This window comes from Psychrobacter sp. TAE2020, assembly GCF_018919485.1.
GTDB lineage: Bacteria > Pseudomonadota > Gammaproteobacteria > Pseudomonadales > Moraxellaceae > Psychrobacter.
In genome coordinates this window covers 718,073-741,465 of the sequence record NZ_JAHLMU010000001.1, presented here as the reverse complement: position 1 = coordinate 741,465, position 23,393 = coordinate 718,073, and the positions used below count along the sequence as shown (strand labels likewise).

The following is a 23,393-nucleotide window of genomic DNA, read 5'->3' as shown; positions in this document are numbered from 1 at the left end:
TTTATGATGCCCTGTATTGAGCGTGGCCACAGTTATATTTTCTTTATAAGCTACCATTAACACGCAAATTGAGTGTTGATGTTGCTCAATAACGGCTTAATCATAAAAAAGAGCATTAAACTAAGAGGTTTGTAATGAGTGACTATAAAGACGACAAGATAGAAGATGTATTAGTAGATTCGGAACTGGCAAAAAAGCTAGTGCCTAATAAATTCAAATTTACCAGTCAACAAGGTCGTATTCGCCGTCAAAAATTACTGATGGGTGCTAAAAAGCTAAGTGAGACCCAACCTATTAATGATATCACTTTGGCTGCAGTATGTGAAGAAGCGGGTATTCCGCGAGCTTCAGCTTATCACTTTTTTCCAAATATTGAAGCTATATTCTTAGCTTTACGCTTCTTGAATGCTATTGAAATTCTAGAAGTACTAGGCACAGTAGAAAATGTAAATTATGATAGATGGCAGGGATATTTGACCGCGTTGATTGAACGTTGTGTACGCATATTCCATGCTGACCAAACCAAAGCTAAGCTAATATACGATACTAATACGCCAGATTTTGAAGGTGACAGTTTTGGTGAAGATATCGATCATCAAATCGTAAAGCTAATCTATGAACGATTATCTGAGGGCTATGAGATGCCTAAGTATGATGATATACAAGATATTTTGTTAGTAACTTATAGCATTATAAACGGTATATTTACTTTATCTTATCGTCGTCATGCCAGTATCACTGATAACTATTTACAAGAAGCGACTACTGCTTCTATTGCTTATTTACGCTGTTACTTACCAGAAAAACTACCGCATAAAAACCGTTAAGCTGTGGTTATTAGCAATGGTTACGATAAAAATAAAAAAAGCCGACATGCTTATGTCGGCTTTTTTATGGCTTTTAGTTTAGTAAAAATAAACTATTCAAGGAGGCTATAAGCAGCCGATATTCTAGCCGCAGCAATCCCTTCTACAAATTAATTTTTTATTTCTGCTAATGTCTTAAACCTCTGCATTAGTTAAAGCCTTACTAGTTACTAATCCCTAGATGTTATTAGCGTCTTGAATAGGGGCTAAAAAGGATTGACCATGACAGCTATCATCATTAGGATCTAAAGAAGCATACTGCTTATAGTAGCGGTTAATTAACTGCTCAAGAGCAACATTTACCTTCGAATCATGCACATTGATATAAGATTCACGAGCCTGTTCAAGCCAGCGATCAGCTATTCTAAAATGAGAGCCCGACTGACTCGAACCATGCACACAGTGATCGGCTGCCGCCCATATCAAGCCAACTTCACTAAATGCTAACTCTTTGGGTGCATAATTTATACCGCCACTATCTTTTAAGGCCGTTAGTATAGCCCAAAGGTCAGGCCGCATTAATGCTGAGCTTGTAGGTACATCTGGGTTTAGCGCCAGATTTTGCTCAGTAGAAGTTAGCAGCGCTTGCAAAATAGTATCAGCGGCTTGTAGCGCTTGTGTTCCGGCAACAGAACGGCTATCTACAGTATCTTGGTAGCTAGCATAGTCGAGCCAAGCTCGCACTTTATAAATTAGATACTGTTGACGGGCTGCTTGCTCTACTGTACGGCTATGTAAGGCTTGCTCAGCTTGATAGCGCTTGAGTTGTAACCGCTTACAGTCGATAACAAGGCGATTTGCGCTTAAAGATTTCTGCGACTCTGCTGGTAATGCTTGTGTTTGGCTAGCACAAATGGCAGCTACTTCCTCAAAGCGGCCGCTGACAGCTGAGTCTGAGGTTGCAGCTTGCGCAGACGATGCAAAGGCGACTAATAGCAGCGCTGATAAGGTGTTAGTAGCGAATGATAAATGAGGATGATAAACCTTAGTTACTAAAGTTATAGGAGCAAACATAAAGTGGGCCTTACAGAACAATGATCAGTCCAGTATTATAGACTAGGCTCATTGGCTAAGCGATTATTTTTACCCAAGTCATTACGTTTAAACAACCCTTCATCAAATTTGAAGCGCAACCTAAAGTAAGCCCCTTTCTGAGTACTATCATCATAGGCGATATCTTCATCTTCAAAGCCCATCAAGTTATAGCCAAGCGATAACCATAGATTAGTCATAGGGCTATAGCCAACCTCAGCTCCTAGCATATAAGCCCGATCATCGGCTTTTGCATTCCAATAACTACCTGCTTGTAAGCCCAGATCCCAACGTTCGCTAAGATCATAAAGACCGCGAGTATAGACAGCATGAGCAGTGTTATCGCTAGTGATACCACTAGCCTGATATGCAGTATGTTTACCGGCATAGCGCCCAGACAAAGTTAAAGGCTGTGTTGGATGGTAGTTACCGTTCCAAGACCAAACTATAGCGTCTTTTTGATAAGCATTAGTACCCGTTTGGTTATCATCTAAACGATACTCAAGTTTAGCCAGCATATCAAGCTTATTACTATGGTAATCACGGTACGCAGCACCCAGTTGAAAGCGATTAACAGTACGGAGACCTTGAGTATGATCAGCGCGTGAGTAGATGTCTTTAACTAATAAAGTAATATCATCAGTATAGCGGTAAGCTATACCAGCACTGCCTAGTAAGGTGTCGCTAGCATTACCCCAGCGCTTCTCTAATCGACCTGACGCTTTATAGTTTTCTTTAGCAACATACTCAGCGCCGACCCCGACTGCCGTAGCACTATTATTAGCATCGCCTTCAATAGATACAATACGCTCAAATAAGGTATTTAAGGTTAAACCCGGTTGTAGATACCATTGGTTTTTTAGACCAATAGCCGCTTCTGCCTCACGGGCGCTGATGGCATCACGCATCCGGTATTCACTATAGACTTTTCCGTCTTTGGTATAATTAGCATCAACCCCGACTACAGTACGTTGACGCTCATCACTATCATCAAGCCCGTAACTACCAGATAAACTGTTGATTAGGTCATGACGCGCGTATAAGCGCCCTAAATTGCCGATAGGGGTCTCGCCACCGACATAAGTAGCATTAAGCCCGCTATTATCAATGTCTTGCTCATATTCTGCAAATACTAAAGCTTGGTTAAACTTAGGCAGTCGCGCTGTTAGACGAGCGCGAGCAGTAGTACCTTCGATATCTTCATCCACCGTACTCACACGGTTTAGCGCTGATTGATTGATAAGAGGATCATTGAATAGTCTATTACTAGTAACGTAAATGGCCTCAGTAGCCCGTTGCAAATTGCGTGAGGCGGCAGTAGCGTCTTGCTGGTAATAACGAATGCCGACTTCAGCAACGATGTTTTTGCTAAGCCGCTGTTCAATACTAGCTAAAACATCTTGGCGACTGGCTTGAGTAGTATGATCTTTAATAAGTATAGCCTCTAATTTTAACGCTGTTTTTTTGTCATTGAGTAGACGAGTCATCTCTACTCCTGATTCATTACGCCCAGCGCTAAGTGGTGAGGCAGCCGTGACAAAACCTTTATCAGCATCATTGTAATAAGCTTTGGCGCGAGTGTTCTTCTTATCATCATAGGCAAGCTCAATGCGTAAGGCATTGCCTTCAGTATTACTATTGTTTAATGACTTTGTACTTATTTGCTTGCTTGGTTGATCGCTTATCTGATTATTTGGTTGATAATTAGGATTATTGAAATTATCAGCAGTTATTTCTGCATTATTATCAATATATTCAGCTTTACTCATCGCATATTCAGCGACTAATTTGAACTTATCGTTGAAGTTAATGACACTGTTAATACTCGCCAGCTCTTCCTTGTTAAGAGGGTTATCACTGTTGACATAGCTACCACCGATAGCTATTTTACTGGTTAGCTGCTGCTTAACAGCAACACCGCCAACCCAATATTTCTCGCCCCCTTCATTCACTTCTACGCTGACCCGTAAATAGATAGGATTACCTTGTAGGTCTTGGCTAGCAATCGGAGATTTGAGATATAAGCTACGACTAATAGGATCAATCTCATAATCTGTAAAGCGAATTAAAGTTTTACGTAGGATGATGCGACTAGGATTATTGGCGGCGCGAGTGAGCACTGCAATAGTTTCAGAGTTTTCTAAAACTTGCTCAAAGTTATTAGCAAGAGGGTAGGGACCTGAGATACCTAAGCCGCGAGTCTCTTTAACACGCTGTGATGATCTAGTCTCAGCAGCAAAAGCTGTAACTTGAGTATTAGCATCTTCATACTGAGCTTTGGCACCCGTTAAAGTGCGGTGGTATTGACCAAACTTAATACCCGCATCACTGTTTATTTGGGTTTTTAGATCGCCATACATAGCAAATGAGCGATCTTTGTCAACGCGCACATAGAGCTTACTAGTAGATTGAGCATCAAAGCCTTTGGCTGATGAGTCACCATAGACTGGATAATATTCGCCCGGTTGAATATCACGGAATAAACGCTCGCCTTTATTGTCACTGTCATAAGCCAAGGTCAGCAGATAGTCACCGCGCACTTTACCTTTGAGGAACAGCGCTGCACGACCAGTCGTCGAATAGTCATCATGAGCAGCTAACTGATGCAGTTGTTTTTCAAACGCGCCTTGAGCGTCAGTGACTTGACTACCGTCAAAGTCTTTTAGCGACAGCGCTCCTTCAACGATACCCACTGCTATTAGTGGACGCAGCTTAGCAATGAACTGTAATGGAACTACTAGTTTGCTAGTCCCTATATCGATAACTAGCTGGCCTTTGCCTGGTACCTTTGGGGCTACAACTGGTATCAGTAGCTCAGCACCAGAGACAGTAAACTGGATTCCCGCTTTATCTTTACTACTATCTTTTAGATTAATGCGGCCAATATTAGTATCGATAGTAATAAGTGTAGGGGCCAAATAAGGACGACCATCAACATCTTTTAGACTAATAACAAGCTGGTATTCGCTGATACCATCCGCTTGTACTAACTGCTCTTGGGTACGATAGTCGATGGTTTGCAAGCTATCGGGTGTAGTCACTGTAATAGTTCTTTCAGAGATGGTTTTACCGTTAACGTCAGTGGCAACCCCGCGTAGAGTATTAAGGCCATGTTTTAAATCTACTGCATAAAAATCAAAAGCGCTAACGTTTTGCCTTTCTTGCTCAGCCGTTTTACTAATTTGATCGTTTGATACTGCTGCACCATTAGCATAGAGGGTGAATAATGACCCTAAAGGTGCTTGCACTTGGATGGTCTGCTTATAAGTGCTTAAATGCTGATCTTGGCTTAAATTAATAAAAGCAACATTATTATTATCTACTTGTTTTAGATACTCTTCTAGCAATTTTGTTGGTGGTTGCACGACTTTATTGACCGTCAGATTGATACGATCAGCGATAGGGTTGGCCATATTATTAACTATCGCTGAGTCACACTTGATACCTCGATCTAGGCTATCGTTTGATTTACAGCCACTAGCATCAATGTGGTCTCTATAATTACGATTATAAATAGGGTGTAGATCCAATTTACTTTTGACTGCTTGCTCGAGGGCATCGTTGCTAGCACCAATGGTTTTTCTGCGAGTTAGTAACTCAGCGTTGAGGCGCTCAGTACTAGTCCTGTCATCAGCAACGATAGCGAAGTCAGCTCGATGCAACTCACCATATTTTAGATCGACAAAGCGGCTACCAGCATCACCAGCATTGCGGTTACTTTGTGACACTAGCTCAGTAGCAATAGGGATAGTAGTGCGGTCTACTTTTAGGACGTGGGTCTTAGCGCTAACCCCATAGAAATTATATTTACCTTGTGGATCGGTCACTACAAAGTTACCGTTTTCCATATAGATACGTACCCCAGCTACACCAAGCTCGCCAGCGTCTTTTTGTTGGATGCCATCGCGGTTGATATCGTGGTAGACCTTACCGATGATAATAGCGTCAGTATTAGTCACCCCACGCTCAACTTCAATCTTCCACTGGGCTTCTCTTGAAGTGAGTAACTTACTCGTACTCAGCAGACTGTCACGACCAACAGCGACAGCACGGTTTATACCATCACCGCTTAATGAGGTAGACCCTATTAGCACTCTATAGGTAAAGGTTTTGCTCTCATTGACAGCAAGATCACCTAAACCTAAAACCTGATATTTGCCTTCGCGCTTAAACTCAGTAGTTCGGGCTTGCTTGATATCTACTCGGTTTTTTTTACTGCTCATACGGACACTATTTTCGACATAGTCAAAGCCCCGTGGCAGAGTATCTTTTAGCTGTACATCATAAGCGGTGGTTTTGCCGCTGTTAATTACTTGAATAGTGTAATTGACATAATCGCCAAACGATGCTGTTCTGACATCGCCTTTTTTAATGACTTGTAGGTTAGGGTTATTATCAATAATGTTAATCTGGCTACTAATATGATCAATACGGATCGGAAAGTCAGTTTCGACATTAGGTAGATCATTAGCGTCAGTGCCGACCTCAGGTGAGATACAAGCGTCCAAAGTAACGGTTAGCTTATCACCTTGCAAGGTTTGAATAATGTGATCAGTCAAGATAGCATTAGCGTTATTTTCAGTAGCTACTAACCGCTGATACTTGCCAGTGTTTTCGCCAGTCTCTAGGGCTTTTAGCGAGTATTTGTCACCAGTTAACGAGGAGGTGATAGTTATCCACGTTTGATCTTGCTTGTTGAGCTGTACATTACATTGTGCGTAGCTGGCTTGGATATAAATATCATTGCTAATTTGCGAGGTTTCTTTACTTTCCTCAAATTCAGCGGTAGTGAATTTGATATCAGGAGCTGCTATCTTTGGACTAGTTAACGTCACCCCATATTCGGCGGCTACAGCAGCAGCTTTGACTTGATAGGTATTAGAGGTGGAGCTTAAAGTAGGGTCAGTTTGGCCATCCATATTATAGCTAGTGTTATCGCTAGCATTGGCAATATTATGGATAATCTGTAAATCAGAATTTAGGGCAAGGTTTGGCACCACAACTGCCATTGCCATATTTGATTGCATAAGCAACATTGCTAATGACCGCGCAGAAATCTTCCTTATACGCAATGCGATACGGTTAGAAGGGGTCATTATGGGTTGAGTCATTTGGCGCTTATCCACCAAAACAAGAATGGCTGATTGATATGTTTCCGATAATTCATTGGCATTTGAGTCGTTATCAGAGGTTACATCTGCATTGTTTTAGGGTAAGGGGGCTTGCACTTGTTGTGATACTGCAATAACCACTTCGCTAGACTTTACTGGTGGTGAGTAGTATTACCCACTTTATAGTCGGCACTAGCCATGTTGTTTATTTTTATATCTATTATGATCGGGTTGCTGCTAGCAAGCGCCATAGCGCTAGTCATCCTAGTACTGCTGCGATGCTAACAGACAAAAGGCTTTGGTTAAATAGGTTTATTCTTCTATAGAGGTGTAATATTAGGAGTCTAAGATTAGATGAGTGGCTATAGTCAGAAACTAAAAGGTAATAGAATGGGTAAGGGGTTAAGATATATGGCTGTCAGTTTTTAAACGGCCGTTAGTTATTCAATAATAGTATTCAAAGCCACGGCAGCAGATTTTTGTGCTGGTAATAATTTGATATCCCAACGTAATGTACGATATTCAGAATAAGGAATCTTCACTAGCTTGCTATCCACTTTGCGCAGCAAGGGCATATCAGCATAGTTTTTGCCATCGATACTGGCTTGGGCGCTGGCAGGTGAAGCTTCTCCAGTAAAAGTCATGTTAGCAGGAATAGGGAGTACTACTGTTAAATTCTTGATATCTTTATTAATAATATTGGAGTAAGTGGCTTTATATTGGATAACAGAGCCTTTAGGCGCAGTACTTACAGGCGTGTAAATGACTTTACCGGCATCATTAATTATTACTTGGGTGGCTGTCAGCTGCATTCTCAAGGCCTGATCAGCATGAGCTGCACTGAGTAAAAATGCGCAGCCTAAACTAGCGACTAAAGTGTTCTGCAAAGACTTTACGTATGTCATCCGATATTTCCTATGAGATCATTCTATTGAGATAATACTAACTTTATAGTAGCTGCTAGTGAGTTTAAAACTGAAAAACAGATTAGTTTTGAACTCACTGTTAGGGCGTTTTGAACCTTCATAACTAAACACTGCTGATAGCTAAAATTATTTTAGTTATCGTGACAATCGACAGTAAGAAAAAGGCATTGGCTATATACTTTTAAGTTTCAATCGCCTAAAAAACAGTCTCTGTCAGTGCTATGGTCGAAGGTTCAATGCGCCCTAGGCATAAATGATGGCATTGACAGAAATTTATTGATTCTTAAAGATCATTTTTACAAAAGATAAACATAAAGTCACTATAAAGTAGACAGGCGGTAGCTAGAATTGTTTTGAAGGTAAAAGGGTGGGCGATAGGTGAAAATTTAGTTGAGGCTCTGAGGTATAAAAAACGGTAGACAATAGAGTAATGATCAGTGTCGGTGCCTGATAATATTAAGCTCGAGTATTATCAATTAGTTAAGTTATACAGGTAGTCCATAGGTAGCTTGTCAGAGCAATAAGTCTGCCATGTAGACTCAGAGTATTAGTCTGTAAGAGATTGGCTTAAACGAAATTTCGCTTAGCAAGAAGGGTTAGTGGTTAGCAGGCAAGAGCTTGCTAAATAGCCTTAGACTAAGCCGGACTAGACCTACTATTCATCTGATAAATACTTATCAAAATAGTATTTATTCGCAACTATAACTAATGACGTAAGGATAGTTTATAATAGTGAGCTGCGATATTTTATAGTTTTAGATTTCACTATATAAAGTTAGAGTTTGCCCACGATATGTTATAGTCAACTAACCAAATAAATACTTTGTTAACTGGTGATAACAGTTGGCATTTTTGTGGATTCGCCGACAAGCTTCTACTTTACCGGATCATCAGTTCTCACCAATGATATTAGCTTAGCTCTAAACCCTTTAGATATAGCCCGCTTATATTGCAGATAACAGTATTTAGTTTTATAGTTAGCCTTTATAGTTAGCCTTTATAGTTATGTTAATACAGCTGCTTTTTTATCGCTGTCTCAGCATGGCTACTTATGTCACCTCTAGTTAGACCTATCACTTTTGACAACAAGCACGCTCATATGGCGTGATTTGTTATTTCGTTGGACAATGGGTTGCTTAAATGTAGCAAGGACGTCGCTAAGCCAACTATTGTCTCATCATACTATTCAATAACACCCTGTTATGATGCAGGGAAGATTGATTTAAAAGGATATTTACCGATGAATTATTATAAGGATGCTGACAGCACCGAAACTCAAGAATGGCTGGATGCTTTTGAGTCCGTGATTAAACATGCTGACAAAGATCGTGCTCAATTCTTACTAAAAGCGTTATACAACATGGCGGTGCAAGAAGATCTACCGTTTAACCGTTTGGACACCGCTTACATCAATACTATCGCTGTTGAAGATGAGCCAATGTATCCAGGCGACTTGTCTATCGAGCGTAAAATTCGCGCTTTGATTCGCTACAATGCTCTAGCTATGGTAATGCGTGCCAATAAAAATGATGACGATTTAGGGGGTCACTTAGCGACATTCGCCTCTAGTGCTACTTTGTATGAAACCGGCTTTAACCACTTTTTCCGTGCAGCCAGTGATCACTTTGGCGGCGATATGATCTATTACCAAGGTCATTCAGCACCTGGTATCTATGCTCGTTCTTATTTAGAAGGTCGCTTAACTGAAGAGCAACTGGATAACTTCCGCCGTGAAGTAGGTGGTAAAGGCTTATCTAGCTATCCGCATCCGTACTTAATGCCTGATTACTGGCAGTTCCCGACTGTATCTATGGGTCTAGGCCCGATCATGTCGATCTATCATGCTCATGTGCATCGCTATATGGAAAACCGCGGTTTACTCGAAAAAGAAGGTCGTAAAATCTGGACTTTCTTAGGTGATGGCGAAACTGATGAGCCAGAAAGCTTAGGTGCCATCTCGCTGGCCGGTCGTGAAAAGCTGGATAACCTTATTTGGGTAGTTAACTGTAACTTGCAGCGTCTAGATGGTCCAGTACGTGGTAATGGCAAGATCATCCAAGAGCTAGAGTCCGTATTCCGTGGCGCAGGCTGGCGAGTGATTAAAGTCGTTTGGGGCGGTAAGTGGGATAGCTTACTGGCCAATGATCATACTGGTGTATTGAAACATCGTATGGAAGAAGCGGTCGATGGTGAGTATCAGCTGTATGAAGCCCGTACCCCTGAGTTCACTCGCAAAGAGTTCTTTGGTAAATATCCTGAGTTAGAAGAGATGGCTGATGCGCTATCTGATGATGATATCTCACGCTTAAATCGTGGTGGTCATGATCCGATGAAAGTCTATGCCGCTTTTAGTGAAGCTATGAAAACTAAAGGACAGCCAACCGTTATCTTAGTTAAAACAGTTAAAGGCTATGGTTTATCTACTCAAACTCAAGCAGTTAACAAATCTCATCAAGTTAAGAAGCTTGATCAAGAAGCCTTAATGTATTTCCGTGATCGCTTCGATTTGCCGTTTACTGATGAGCAGTTAGAGACCCTACCGTTTTATCGTCCTGCTGAAGACTCAGCGGAAATGAAATATCTAAAAGGTCGCCGAGAAGCCTTAGGTGGTCATCTACCTAATCGCCGTAGTGGACATATTCCATTGAATATTCCAGATTTGTCTATCTTTGATCGGGTATTGCAAGGTAGTAAAGGCAAAGAGCAGTCGACTACTATGGTCTTCGTACGTCTGCTATCTGCGATGCTAAAAAATAAAGATATCCAAGATCGCGTAGTGCCTATCGTCCCTGATGAAGCGCGCACCTTTGGTCTAGAAGGTATGTTCCGTCAATTGGGTATTTACTCTGCTGTTGGTCAAAAATATACCCCAGAAGATAGTGAAGCTTTGATGGGTTATAAAGAAGCCATCGACGGTCACATGTTAGAAGAAGGCATCAATGAAGCGGGTGCGATGAGTACTTGGATTGCTTTAGCAACCAGCTATTCTGTGAACGCCCTACCTATGATCCCTATGTATATCTACTACTCAATGTTCGGTTTCCAGCGTGTTGGGGATCTTGCTTGGGCGGCAGGCGACTGTCAAGCACAAGGCTTCTTGTTAGGCGCGACCGCTGGTCGTACTACCTTGAACGGTGAAGGCTTACAGCATCAAGATGGTCATTCACAAATCTTGTTCAACGTCGTGCCTAACTGTGTGACTTATGATCCTTGCTTTGGTTATGAGCTAGCAGTAGTAATGCATGATGGCCTGCGCCGGATGTATGGTGAAGGCGAGCGTGTTTATTATTACCTAACCTTGATGAATGAAAACTACGATCAGCCTGCTATGCCAGAGGGTGCTGAAGAAGGTATCAAACGTGGTATGTACCTGTTAGAAGATAATGGCTCAACACAAGTGCAGCTATTAGGTTCTGGGGTTATCTTACGTGAAGTACAAAAAGCGGCGCAGATATTAAAAGATGAGTTCAATATCACCGCCAACGTTTGGAGTGTGACCAGCTTTAACGAGCTGACTCGTGATGGTATGGCTTGTGATGATTACAACCGTCTGCACCCTATGGAAGAAGAAAAAGTTTCGTGGATCACTGAGCAGTTAGCCCCACATGAAGGTATCGTGGTAGCAGCAACTGATTATATGCGCAACTATTCAGAACAAATCCGTGCATGGTTACCTGATAGTCGTCCTTATACGACTTTGGGTACTGACGGCTATGGTCGCTCTGATACTCGTGAAAACCTACGTAGATTTTTCAACGTTGATGCGGCGCATATTGTTGTCGCCACGCTTAAACGTTTGGCCGACGAAGGTGAAGTGGAAATGCGCTTAGTAAAAGATGCCATTTCAAGCTTGGGTATTGATGTAGATCAGCCACCTGCTTGGCAGCAACAGCCTTATTATGACCATTCTCCAGATGCACCAGCACCAGCAGCTGATAATGTGAATCCGACTCCTGTACCTGAGTTTGTCAGTGAAGACGATGACGAAATCTCTAGTGAAGGCCGTGCTGAAGATCAAGCCGATGCCGAGCTATTAAACGATGATGACGTCAAAGAATAAAACCTATAAGACGAACATAAGACAAGGAGAAATAGGATGGAAATTAAAGCCCCCGATTTGGGTGTCGATAGTGCCGAAGTCAGTGAGATTATGGTGCAAGTCGGTGATGTCATTGCAAAGGACGATAATATCGTCTTATTAGAGTCTGATAAAGCATCGGTCGAAGTACCAAGCTCAGCTGCTGGAAAAATCACTAAGATCAATGTTGCTATTGGCGATCAAGTTACTGAAGGCACTGTACTTATTGAGCTTGATAGCGAAGCTGACAATGCTGACAATGCTGACCAACAGGTAAGTACTGAAGAAGCTGAACAAGTGCCTAAAGAAGCGGCAACCAATAAAGCTGATACTGATACCTCTGCTGCTAACGAAAAAACGGATGATGCTAGTGCGGCTACTAAGCCTAGCACTTCAGAGTCCGCAGCTGAAGAAGCGACGGCGACTACTTATGCGCTACCAGATTTAGGTGTTGATGAGGCAGAAGTGTCTGAGATTATGGTCAACGAAGGTGATATGGTCACTGCTGATCAGTCAATCTTGTTGATTGAGTCTGATAAAGCCTCAGTTGAAGTACCTGCGCCAGTAGCCGGTAGAGTTGAGAAGATATTGGTAAAAGCTGGTGACATGGTAGCTAATGGTCAAGACTTTATCGTTATCGTTAGTAGCGCAGCTGGCGCTAGCAATGAGCAAGCTGAAGCCCCTAAGGCTAAAGAAGCTACAACTTCTAAACAGGCTGCCACGCCGGTAGCGCAAACCACAGGGGAACCAAAGCAGGCCGCTGTTAAACCTGCTCCTGTGGTCAATATCGCGCCTAACAATACCACGGCTAGTAAATTAACAGAAGCTCAGGTAAATGTTAAGTCAGCGGCAGTATATGCAGGTCCTGCGGTACGTAAGCTTGCTCGTCAATTAGGGGTAGATGTCACTCAAGTTAGTGGCAGTGCGCTCAATGACCGTATCTTGAAAGAAGACTTGTTTGCGTATGTCAAAAATAGTCTGACTGCTAAGCCAGCCGCTGCAAGCGCTGTTACTGGTAGCGCAGCGCGGGCAAGCTTGCCTACATTGCCAGATATGAGCAATGCTGAGATTTGGGGCGAGACTGAAACTCAAGACCTTACCCGTCTTCAGAAAGTTTCGATACCGCAGCTTAATTACAATACCTATCTGCCACAAGTTACCCAGTTTGATCTCTCAGATATCACCGAGACGGAAAAACTACGTGGTGAGCTTAAAGGTGGTATGAAAGCGCAAGGTATTGGCCTGACTATTTTGGCTTTTATTGTCAAAGCCACGGCTTATGCTTTAACTCAGCATCCACGCTTTAACAGTCATTTAAGTGATGACAATACCCAAGTTATTTTGCGTAAGAGCGTGCATATGGGGATTGCGGTAGCTACAGATGATGGTCTAATCGTACCGGTTATTAAGAATGCTCAAGACAAAGGTATCAAGCAGATCGCTATTGAGATTGGTGAGCTGGCTGTAAAAGCTCGCGATAAGAAACTAAGTACTAAAGATCTACAAGGTGCTAGTTTCACTATCTCAAGCCAAGGTATCTTAGGGGGTACGGCCTTTACTCCTCTAGTGAATTGGCCGCAAGTGGGTATCTTAGGCGCTTCAGAGGCGACTATGCTGCCGCATTGGAACGCTAGTAAGCAAGCCTTTGAGCCACGTTTGATGTTGCCGCTATCTTTATCATATGATCATCGAGTCATTAATGGTGCTGATGCTGCAGTGTTTACTCGTTATGTGGCGAGTCTGCTGGCTGATCCACGTCGTATCTTGCTATAGAGCGGCTAGCTTTGTTTAACTAAACAAAATATTTTATTAAGAGACTGTCTACGGATGGTCTTTTTTTTGGTGTTGGTTTTATCCGTTTAGCGTTAACGGTCCTTGATAGTAGACACAAAGAAGCCAGCTATTATGCTGGCTTCTTTTACTGCGATTGTTAGTAATTAGATCACTATATTAGACCGTATTAGAACTGTTTTACAAAAGCAACGCCATAGACCCAAGGGCTGATATCAATTTGGCCAATATCATTACCATTTAAAGTAGCATCAGTTTTTATGTCCATATAACGGGCATCGATACGGAAAGCTTCAGTAGCAGCAAATGGGATATCAACACCGATATGACCCGCTACACCGACGCTATCGTCAAGATCTAAGTCACCACCAGTAGAAACTCTTTCTTTAAAGAAAGTAGTGTAGTTAACCCCAACACCAACAAATGGTTTTAGGTTCATAGGCATATTATAGCCATCGAAATGATACTGTAATGATAAAGTAGGTGGTAAGTGTTGAGTTTTACCAGTGAGTTGATTACCCAGATTATCGGTTAAGGTAAAGTCATGATGAAAAGGAATCGCTGCTAATAGTTCGATACCAACGTTATTAGCGATAAAGTACTCACCACTAATCGTTGGACGTACATCACCGTCAACATCAACCGCATAATCAGTGCCACCGGCATTGACAGTGCCGTTATCATTTTTAGGGTCAACATAGTGGGCACCAGCCGCCACTGACCAAGTACCAGCAGGTACAGCAAAGGCAGTAGTCATAGTAAGTGCAGTGGCAGCGGCTAAAACTAGGGATTGTAGTTTCATCGGATTAAATCCTTAACAAGATAAATGATTTTCAGTAATTATGGATGAGGGATGACATCGGTTACTGAGAGATAGAGTTACTATAAAAAGACAACTAGTAGCTCATAATTACTATTATACATTAAATCCCTACAAATAGTAATGATTTAAGAACAAGCCATAAATAAAGCTATGGATAACAAACAAGCCCTAAACAATTCTTTAAAGATTATTTTTATAGGTAACTGCTTATATAATCTAAAACCATAATTTTTCTAACTTCATAAATACTGTAAAATACTTTAGCTAAATCAATGTTTCTAAATTTGTAACCGCTCTTGACTGCATAACGGTTCAGGAAACCAATAAACAAAGGGTAAGTAATATGACTGGATACTGCAGTAACTCCCCTTTACGCTGCAATAACGCCCGCTTAATGCTAATAATGTCTGAGGACGATAATTGTTGTCCTGATTGTGGCTTGTCTTTAATACCTACTAATAATTTGAGCAGCAGCTCCTATAAAGAACAGCAGTTTATAGGTATAGGCTTGGCTAGCATTGCAATACTGTTATTGATACTGACCTATATTTACTACGCAAATTTTGTATAATTGAGAAAGTGATTAGTACCAATAATCAAAATAACTAGGTTAGGGCGTATTGGATATTCTAGTTCAGGCGCAATTTTACTCAATTACTGTCTACTAATTATCAATACAACAGTACATTAAGTAGCATTGAGAGTTGCTAATCAAATTCATCTTGGTATTATGATTAAAACCTAACTTAGGGTCAGCATGTTATTCCAAGCTATAAAGCGTTCGCGGCATTTTGTTTATAATATTTTGCAAAATGATGAACATGACACTTTGTTTAGTCGTTGTGTTGACTACTTTTTGATTTTATTAATTATGACTAATGTAGCGGCAGTCATTGCTGAGTCAGTCGATCAATGGTATTACCCTTACCAACAGTATTTCACTTGGTTTGAGCGCTTTTCTATCGTGGTTTTCTCCATTGAATATCTATTGCGGTTATGGAGCGTTGCTGAAGCTAAACCTAATAACACCACTTGGCGCCAACGTTGGCAATGGTTAAAGAGCCCATCAGCTTTAATCGATCTAATCGCTATTGCACCAGCATTCTTAAACTTCTTTGTCAGTATCGATTTAAGGTTTTTACGCATACTACGCCTGTTCCGTATTCTTAAGCTTACTCGTTACTTTGCTTCGATGCGCATTTTATTGGTGGTCATTAGCAAAGAGAAGGGGTCTTTCCAAGCAGTTATTTTTATACTCCTCATTATGATAGTCACTGCTTCTAGTGGTATTTATTTAGTGGAGAATCATGCTCAGCCTGAAGAATTTGAATCGATACCTAAAGCTATGTGGTGGGCGGTGGTAACTTTGACTACAGTAGGCTATGGCGATGTGACACCAATCACTAATGCGGGTAAGTTTTTAGGTGCTGTGATTACTATTTTGGGGGTAGGCTTAGCGGCATTACCAGCAGGTATTTTAGCTACTGGTCTCGCCAATGAGCTGGAGCAACGTCGCGATGAGATTGAGCAACAGTTTCGTGAGTTTTTAGTAGATGGTGATTTTGACTTAGTACAGAATCAGACTATGATTGATAAGATACGTCGTGATTTAGGATTAGATAAAGAACAAGCGCAGGCAATTGTGCTGCAAGTACTACGTGAACAAGCACTTGAGCAACGCGAAAAAGAAGTGCGTAAAAAGAATTTCTGTCCTCACTGTGGCGAGGGCTTAGACTAAGGCCTCTCATCAGCAAATAGCCGTTAATAGCTAATGATAAGTAGCTAATGGTAGAAGATATAATAAAAGGGCTAGCTTCTAATCAATAGAAACTAGCCCTTTTGCTTTTTATAGTCAATCAACGCTATAGCCTAACTAGTTAACAGTTAATTAATGGACAGCTAAAAATTATTAGCTAACTGATAGTGGTGATAGCTGCACGGGTAAGGCACGCGCGAGCTCATGAGCCACTTCTTGTGCGGCGTCAGAAAGATTTTTAGCTGGTAGCGGCAGATTTTGTAAGGTTAAATGCCAATCATCTACTTCACGGCGTAAACTGGCTACCCATAAAGTATGACAGTCCCCAGGCAGCTGTTTTAAATTAACTTCAAAAGCACGGTTGCCTTCATCATCGCTCAAATGGATTTCGCCAGCATGAACCCTTTTGAAGGCTTGCCCATAATAGGAGTTAGCAATCATGGCAATATTAGTGATATTAGCTGGTATTTTATCCAAATAAAGACGAATTTGTTCTTGGTCTAATGGAGAATGATACAGCGCTTGCTGACCGCGATCTTTACCGTTGAGACTATCGCCTTGGTGACGTACCGACTCAGCCTCATCACGCAACTGTTTAAACCATACTAGATCTTTAATAGTGCACTTATCATCATAGAGCACACAAGCAATATCAAGATCTAACGCCCCTTGGTTTTGCCTAAAACGTTTCATTTTATCTTTACCTTCAGGTTTAGGAGGAGAGAAGTCAAAGTTCAACGAAAAAAACAAAGTTTTGGCAGTCAGACCAAGCGCAGACAAGCTATCTGATAATAAAGGTGAAGGAGTAGAGGTCGTCATAATATTCCTTGCTAAAGCTGATTTATTTTAGTTGCTATTGATTTTACTGACTATTGATTTTAGTAGGTACTGGTATAGACAGGCATTTTTATAAAGAAGCTTTTAGTGCGCTGTTATTCCAAATCTATATCAGAGACCGCTTGATAAAGTAGTTGGGGCTTGGCGGCTAATAACCCTTTACCGAACCCACGTAACCACCATACTAGCTGTGAGGTCAAATTGATGGTTGCCGTTATCGTTAGCGTATCGTCATCATTCATTATCACCGTTTGATCATCGCTTAATTTACTTTCAGTCAGACTTCTACCAGCCTTTTGAGTGAAATGTAGCTCAATGGCGCTGTTCTTTCCGTGATCAGGCAATTGGCTAAGTAGAGGGTGGGTAAAGCCCATGCTGCCCGCATCTAAATAGCTATCTAGTTGGAAATTGTCAGGAGTTTGTGCTGCTGTTTCTAACAGCTCAACACTGGCAAAGCGGTGCAGAGCAAAAGTACGAATAATGGCTTTTGAATCATCAGTACGAGTGGCTAATAAGTAAATAATAACTCCGCGCTGAATAATAGCAATAGGATTGAGGGTATATTCGCTAGCTTGCGATTTATTGCTACGGGTATAACAAGCTTGAATCTGCAATTGGTAAAAAAGGGCATGATAGATGTTGTCTTTACTATGCAAGTCTATATGCGGGGCAATCAGCGGTTGAGTAGCCGGTTCGATGCGTACTCTATCAATCCAAGAATGGGTGACTTTACTGTTTTTGAGCTGTCGTCGTGCCAGATCAAACCAAGGAAATAACTCATCTAAAATAGCGGGCGGTAATAACTGGGTAAGATTGGCCTCAACCATATTAAAAGCAACCGCTTGTGATAAGTTCATATGCGGTAAGCTCTGTAATGGAGCATCATCACACCAACGCCACCCTTGCGGATTGGCATTATTTTTTTCGATAGGAAAGCGTTTAGCTAAGGCATTGAGGTCTCTTTGTACTGTGCGCAAACTGATATCAAAACCTGCCAACATGAGCTGCTCATAAATATGAGTAGTGCCTACCCAACGATTGCGCTGCAGCTGCGATAACACTTGCCATTGACGAGCAGTAGTGGCAGCCCCATGGCGATTGGCCGCATTCTTACGGCTATCACTATCTTTGCTATTATTGGTATTGTCAGCACTAATAGTATTGCTATCTTGCTCAGTCATGAAGAGATTACCTTTATAGATTAATCTTGCTTAGCGCTAGGTGATTTTATCATCGCAGAAAATTTCAGTAGCGTCTAGGCTAGATTACTGACCTTTTAGCTTAAGCGGAAGTGTTATCTGCCGTTGCGTGTGGCTGTTCAGAATGCATATGACTTTTATCGTTCTCAGCTTTACCGTGGTTTTTTTTACCTAAGTCAGCCGCTCTATCTTCAGGTTTTTGTTTAGGCTTTTTCTTATTTTTAGCTTTTTTCTTTGCCGCCTTCTTTTTCTTAGACTTTTTATCTTCTAGATCATCGGCATTAGCATTGGCTTGATTTTCATCCCATAACATCAAGCGCTGTAATACTTTACCAAATAAGGTGTCTTTACGATAGCGGCCTTTTTTGTTCATAGTATCGATAGGTAGTCCAGTCATTAGCGTCAGCGCTTCGCTAAGAGTATTGACCCCATAAACATAGAATTGTCCGGCTGCGACTGCCTCAATAATATCATCACGTAACATCAAGTGCTTGACGTTGGCCATTGGAATCACTACCCCTTGTTGACCAGTTAAGCTTTGCTCACGACAGGCATCGAAGAAGCCGGCTATCTTAGCATTAATGCCGCCAACCGCTTGGACTTCACCCAACTGGTTCATCGAGCCAGTAATAGCAAAGGCTTGGTTGATAGGGACGTTGGCCAGTGCTGAGAGCAGGGCACAAGCTTCGCTAACCGTAGCGCTGTCACCATCGATATGAGCGTAACTTTGTTCAAAGGCTAAGGAGGCACTAAAGTTCAACGCATGATGCTGACTGAACAAGGCACGCAGATAGCTAGTCATAATCAGCATACCTTTGGCATGCAAGCTGCCGCCCAGTTCGACATCACGCTCGATATCTAAAATATCACCAGTACCAATATTAGGCTGAATCAAGGCGGTCAAACGTGCGGGCATGCCAAATTCGCTATCAGCATAGCTGACTACGGTTAGCGCATTGACTTGTCCGACAGCTCCGCCATCAGTATTTATAAGTTGCTGACCGTTTTTGAGCTCCTGCCAATACAAGTCACGCAAGTATCCTGAGCGCTCATCCATATCAGCGATGGCTTGGATAACATGGCTAGCGGTGACTATCTCCTGATCTTGTAAGCGGGCATGGCGGTTGGACTCATGTAATAGCTTGATGAGACGATCACTATGTAGGCTCAAGCGGTTTTGGTCTTCAGCTTGTAAGCTTAAGTGTTCTAGTAAAGTAGCTTGTGCCTCACTATCAAAAGGGCAAAGGTCAGCATAATCAATAATATCAGCCATTTTAGCGACTAGCGCTAATTCGTGCTCGCTAGTACGGATGACATCATCATGAAAGTCAGCACGAATCTTAAACACCGCATCAAACTCAGGCTCAAGCTCTAATAACTCATAATATAAATCAGCTTCTCCTAACAGGATTACTTTTATATCAAGCTCAATAGGCGATGGTTCTAGCGATAAGCTACCAGTCAATGCCAGAATTTGTTCAAGGCTTGATAGTTTTATTTTACGAGTCTGCAAAGCACGCTTTAGCCCTTGCCAAGCATAGGGATGCTCAAGAACTTGGCTAGCTTCGAGTAATAAATAACCGCCATTAGCACGATGCAAAGCTCCAGCCCGTATCATACTGACATCAGTAATAACCGTCCCTGATTGTGTGACTTGCTCAACATGACCTAATAGATTGAGATGAGTGGGTAAGTTCTCAAAGATAACGGGTACACCCTCATCAGGCTGGTGACTGACCATAACGTTCACGGTATAACGGCTAGGCGTAGCCCCCAATACTGCTGCGACAAATTTCTCATCATCGGCATTAACGATACGCTCAACATGAGTAATCATATCGGCAAGCATCGTTTTTAAATAGTCTATTACTAGTGGCTGAGCCGAAAACTGCTCATAAATAGGGATGAATAGAGGCTCAAGAGCACGCTGCGCTATGTCACGATGTAGCGTTTCAATGCTAGCGTTGGCTTCATCTTCTAATTGCTCTAAAGTGATAGTCAGCTGGCTAAGACGCTTTTGCATGTGGTTTTTTTGGACGAAGTTGTCCAGCTTACTCTCGTAACTTTGCTCAGTTACTGACTCAGCAGTCATGGCATTGTCAGCTGCCGAGCTATCAGTCGAAGTTGCTAGCTGGCTAGGATGGACAAAGACTGCTTTATTATCATAAGGTCGAAAGCTCAGGGTTAAGTCATAAGCTTTGCCTTCAGCATTGAGTGCATCATAAGCTTGGCTTTCTTGCTGCTGAGAGGTATTGTTAATGGCTTCTATTTTACTTTGATAGTGATCGCTACGGAAACGTTGATTCAAGCGCTTGCTGGCTTGTTGCCACAAGGTATTGACTTGCTGCTTTAATAGTAGCCCTTGTCCCGTATGCAATCGTAAGGCCAAAGGCTTACGTGGGTCAGTGAAGTTATGCACATAGACCCAATCATCAGGCGTTGGTGCATCACTAGCGATGCGTTGTAGCAAACGAGTGATAATAGTGCGCTTACCTAAGCCATTCTCACCAGCAGCGAACACATGATAGCCACTAGCATTAATATCTAAAGCTGTCCGTAAGGCTTTAATAGCACGCTGCTGACCAAAACCCACGTCTAGATCATCTGCCGTACGAGTGTCTGTCGGCAGTTGGCTAGGCTCAGTGTAGCGTTTTAGATGCTCCTCTGAGATAAAGCAACGGTCATTGACTTCTGCCAAAATAGGATGCGGTAATGACTCAGCTGCCGAACTCACTTCAGCGGCTATAGTTTCTGTTATAGCTGTATCATTAGTGAGCCTATCATTAATATCAGTGTTAGCTGATGTTTGGGTCATCGCGGTGTAAGGCTGTTCAATCATAAGCGGTAAACTATCTCAAAATTTGTAAAGCTTAATAGATAAAGCTTGCGTTGTTAAGGTTTAAAAGTCGTAGCGTTAAACATTGAGCAAGTAAAACTACTATAGAGGCTAAAATCAGTAGGTCTACTAATACGGTTTTTAGCTTGTAAAGAGGATTAAAACCGAATAAATCGTCAATCTAAGCGTAGATAGTATAAGATGTCGGACATTGAGGCAATCTGCAACTATTCAAGGGGCAGCCTGCATGATAAAATAGTCGGTTCACGTGTCAAAACAGGATAACTCGTTGTATGTCAGCTTCTGCTAATGGCGCTATTAAAAGCCCTTTTACACCCTCGAATAATACTACCAATCAAGCAGCGAGTCAGCAGGCCAACATGGCTATCGACACTACTGGGTTTGTAAAAATTGCTGCACAACTGCCTCATTTAGCTGATATATTAGCGCAAGCAGTACAGTCGCTGGGTTTGTCATTAGATCATAACCAGCAGCGTCAATTGTTGTTGTACTTAGACCAGCTATTGCTATGGAACAAAGCTTATAATCTAACTGCTATTACTGAGCCTAAAGAGGCCTTGATTAAGCATGTTATCGATTGCTTGGCTATTATAACGCATTTGCCAGCTGGGGCTTTGTTGGATATCGGTACAGGCGCTGGACTACCAGCAGTTATTATTGCTATTTGTCAGCCTGAACGCCAGTGTAGCGCTCTCGATAGCAATCAAAAAAAGATTCGTTTTATTAAGCAAGTCAGCAGTGAGCTTGGTCTACATAATGTACAGCCTATTGCGGCACGTATTGAAGCCCATGAAGGACAATATGAAGTGGTAACTTCTAGAGCTTTTGCTAGTTTGACTGATTTTGTATTGGCTGCTGAGCCCAAGCTAGCTGCAAGTGGTCATTTATTTGCGATGAAAGGAAAAGCGCCAACCACTGAAGAGTTACAAGCGTTAAATCAACAGTGGCAAATTGAAACTATTAAGTTAACGGTTCCTGGTTTAGACGACAGTCGGCATTTGATTGAACTATCTAAAATAGGCTAGCGCATGCTACGGCCTGTTCAATAGGTCGACTAACCAGCTTTTGCTGATAGCCCGTTTTATAAGCTGTTTTTAACGATAAAGTTAGGGTGATACTACTAAGTGCGCCGCTGTAGAGCAACTATACTGCCGAGTAGAATAAACCTATTAATAATAAAACAGGCGCTAGTGATAAGCGCCAAATTAATCAAATTGAGTGAGTGTATGGAAATCATAGCAATTGCCAATCAAAAAGGCGGCGTTGGTAAGACCACAACGGCGGTAAATTTGACGGCCAGTTTGGCGGCCAAGCGCAAGCGTGTACTGCTGATTGACTTAGACCCACAAGGCAATGCAACCTCAGGAACAGGCTTGGACAAGAACGATTTGGAGCTGACTATAGCTGACGTTCTGCTCGATGGGGTTTCCTTGCAGCAAGCCACCGTCAGAAGTCCAGCAGGTTTCGATGTAATCGGTGCCAATCGTGAGCTGGCGGGTATGGATATTACCTTGATGGGGCAGACCAATAGTCACGAATTATTAAAGACAGCTATGCAGGTATTAGTAGCTGATCAACAGCAAGCGCAAAAAAAGGCCTATGATTATATTGTTATGGACTGTGCGCCCAGCTTGAACTTGTTGACTATTAACGCTTTGATTGCTACTGACAGCGTGATTATTCCGATGCAGTGCGAATATTATGCACTAGAAGGTTTAGCCGATCTATCGCAGACTATCGAGCGGTTGACAGAGCTGAACCCACCTCTATATATACGCGGTGTAGTCAGAACCTTATTTGATGCTCGTAACACTTTAGCCAACGATGTTTCTGCTGAGCTACAAGCCCATTTTGGCGATATCATGTACAAAACCCATATCCCAAGAAATATTCGTTTGGCAGAAGCGCCTGCCCATGGCATGCCGATATTGATGTTTGATAAAAGCTCAAAAGGGGCGATGGCTTATCAACAACTGGCAGCAGAAGTGATTAAGCAAAGCCCAAAAAAACCCGCTAAGTAATGGGTTAAGTGGCGAACATATTTAGCAGTAACTACTGTAGTCATTAGTAAGCCGTTATTAACCAGCAAGCGGCTTTTATTTTAGTATTAAAGGATA

At 42.0% G+C, this 23,393-nt stretch carries 13 protein-coding genes; 6 read left to right on the top strand and 7 right to left on the bottom strand.

Going from position 1 to position 23,393, the window contains the following annotated elements; genetic code table 11:
• Positions 1-134: 134 nt before the first annotated feature.
• Positions 135-827 carry a TetR/AcrR family transcriptional regulator gene (locus tag KPY62_RS02860; protein WP_216580733.1) on the top strand — a complete coding sequence of 231 codons (693 nt, stop codon included), beginning with the start codon at positions 135-137 and terminating at the stop codon, positions 825-827.
• Between the two features lie 216 nt (positions 828-1,043).
• Here the strand turns inward: KPY62_RS02860 and KPY62_RS02855 are convergent, their stop codons facing one another.
• The 3 genes from KPY62_RS02855 to KPY62_RS02845 all read right to left on the bottom strand — a co-directional run bounded on the left by KPY62_RS02855 (position 1,044) and on the right by KPY62_RS02845 (position 7,914).
• Complete coding sequence (locus KPY62_RS02855) at positions 1,044-1,880, bottom strand: hypothetical protein (protein ID WP_228730543.1); 837 nt, start codon at positions 1,878-1,880, stop codon at positions 1,044-1,046.
• Between the two features lie 35 nt (positions 1,881-1,915).
• Positions 1,916-7,009 (bottom strand): SdrD B-like domain-containing protein, encoded by a 5,094-nt coding sequence (locus KPY62_RS02850; protein ID WP_216580732.1) that lies wholly within the window; start codon positions 7,007-7,009, stop codon positions 1,916-1,918.
• A gap of 440 nt (positions 7,010-7,449) precedes the next feature.
• Positions 7,450-7,914 (bottom strand): hypothetical protein, encoded by a 465-nt coding sequence (locus KPY62_RS02845; RefSeq protein ID WP_216580731.1) that lies wholly within the window; start codon positions 7,912-7,914, stop codon positions 7,450-7,452.
• A 1,261-nt stretch (positions 7,915-9,175) separates the two neighbouring features.
• On the opposite strand from KPY62_RS02845, the gene aceE reads away from it, so the two are divergent.
• Positions 9,176-11,995, top strand: coding sequence for a pyruvate dehydrogenase (acetyl-transferring), homodimeric type (gene aceE / locus KPY62_RS02840; RefSeq protein ID WP_201622246.1), 2,820 nt, complete (start codon positions 9,176-9,178; stop codon positions 11,993-11,995).
• A 36-nt stretch (positions 11,996-12,031) separates the two neighbouring features.
• Positions 12,032-13,786, top strand: coding sequence for a 2-oxo acid dehydrogenase subunit E2 (locus KPY62_RS02835; protein WP_216580730.1), 1,755 nt, complete (start codon positions 12,032-12,034; stop codon positions 13,784-13,786).
• A 187-nt stretch (positions 13,787-13,973) separates the two neighbouring features.
• Here the strand turns inward: KPY62_RS02835 and KPY62_RS02830 are convergent, their stop codons facing one another.
• Positions 13,974-14,606 (bottom strand): OmpW/AlkL family protein, encoded by a 633-nt coding sequence (locus KPY62_RS02830; RefSeq protein ID WP_216580729.1) that lies wholly within the window; start codon positions 14,604-14,606, stop codon positions 13,974-13,976.
• A 778-nt stretch (positions 14,607-15,384) separates the two neighbouring features.
• On the opposite strand from KPY62_RS02830, the gene KPY62_RS02825 reads away from it, so the two are divergent.
• Complete coding sequence (locus KPY62_RS02825) at positions 15,385-16,365, top strand: ion transporter (RefSeq protein WP_216580728.1); 981 nt, start codon at positions 15,385-15,387, stop codon at positions 16,363-16,365.
• 171 nt (positions 16,366-16,536) lie between these two features.
• On the opposite strand, the gene KPY62_RS02820 is transcribed toward KPY62_RS02825, so the two are convergent.
• The 3 genes from KPY62_RS02820 to KPY62_RS02810 all read right to left on the bottom strand — a co-directional run bounded on the left by KPY62_RS02820 (position 16,537) and on the right by KPY62_RS02810 (position 21,258).
• A complete protein-coding gene (locus KPY62_RS02820; RefSeq protein WP_216580727.1) occupies positions 16,537-17,202 on the bottom strand; it encodes a TerD family protein in 666 nt (221 codons plus the stop codon).
• 113 nt (positions 17,203-17,315) lie between these two features.
• Complete coding sequence (locus tag KPY62_RS02815; RefSeq protein WP_216580726.1) at positions 17,316-18,401, bottom strand: helix-turn-helix transcriptional regulator; 1,086 nt, start codon at positions 18,399-18,401, stop codon at positions 17,316-17,318.
• A 100-nt stretch (positions 18,402-18,501) separates the two neighbouring features.
• Positions 18,502-21,258 (bottom strand): ATP-binding protein, encoded by a 2,757-nt coding sequence (locus KPY62_RS02810; protein ID WP_228730542.1) that lies wholly within the window; start codon positions 21,256-21,258, stop codon positions 18,502-18,504.
• Positions 21,259-21,635: 377 nt separating this feature from the next.
• Between KPY62_RS02810 and rsmG the strand changes: the two genes are divergently transcribed.
• Together rsmG and KPY62_RS02800 are read left to right on the top strand one after the other, a co-directional pair.
• Positions 21,636-22,301: a 16S rRNA (guanine(527)-N(7))-methyltransferase RsmG gene (gene rsmG, locus KPY62_RS02805; protein ID WP_216583076.1), complete on the top strand. Its 666-nt coding sequence runs from the start codon at positions 21,636-21,638 to the stop codon at positions 22,299-22,301.
• Between the two features lie 201 nt (positions 22,302-22,502).
• Positions 22,503-23,297 carry a ParA family protein gene (locus KPY62_RS02800; RefSeq protein WP_201622227.1) on the top strand — a complete coding sequence of 265 codons (795 nt, stop codon included), beginning with the start codon at positions 22,503-22,505 and terminating at the stop codon, positions 23,295-23,297.
• The last annotated feature ends 96 nt before the right edge of the window (positions 23,298-23,393 follow it).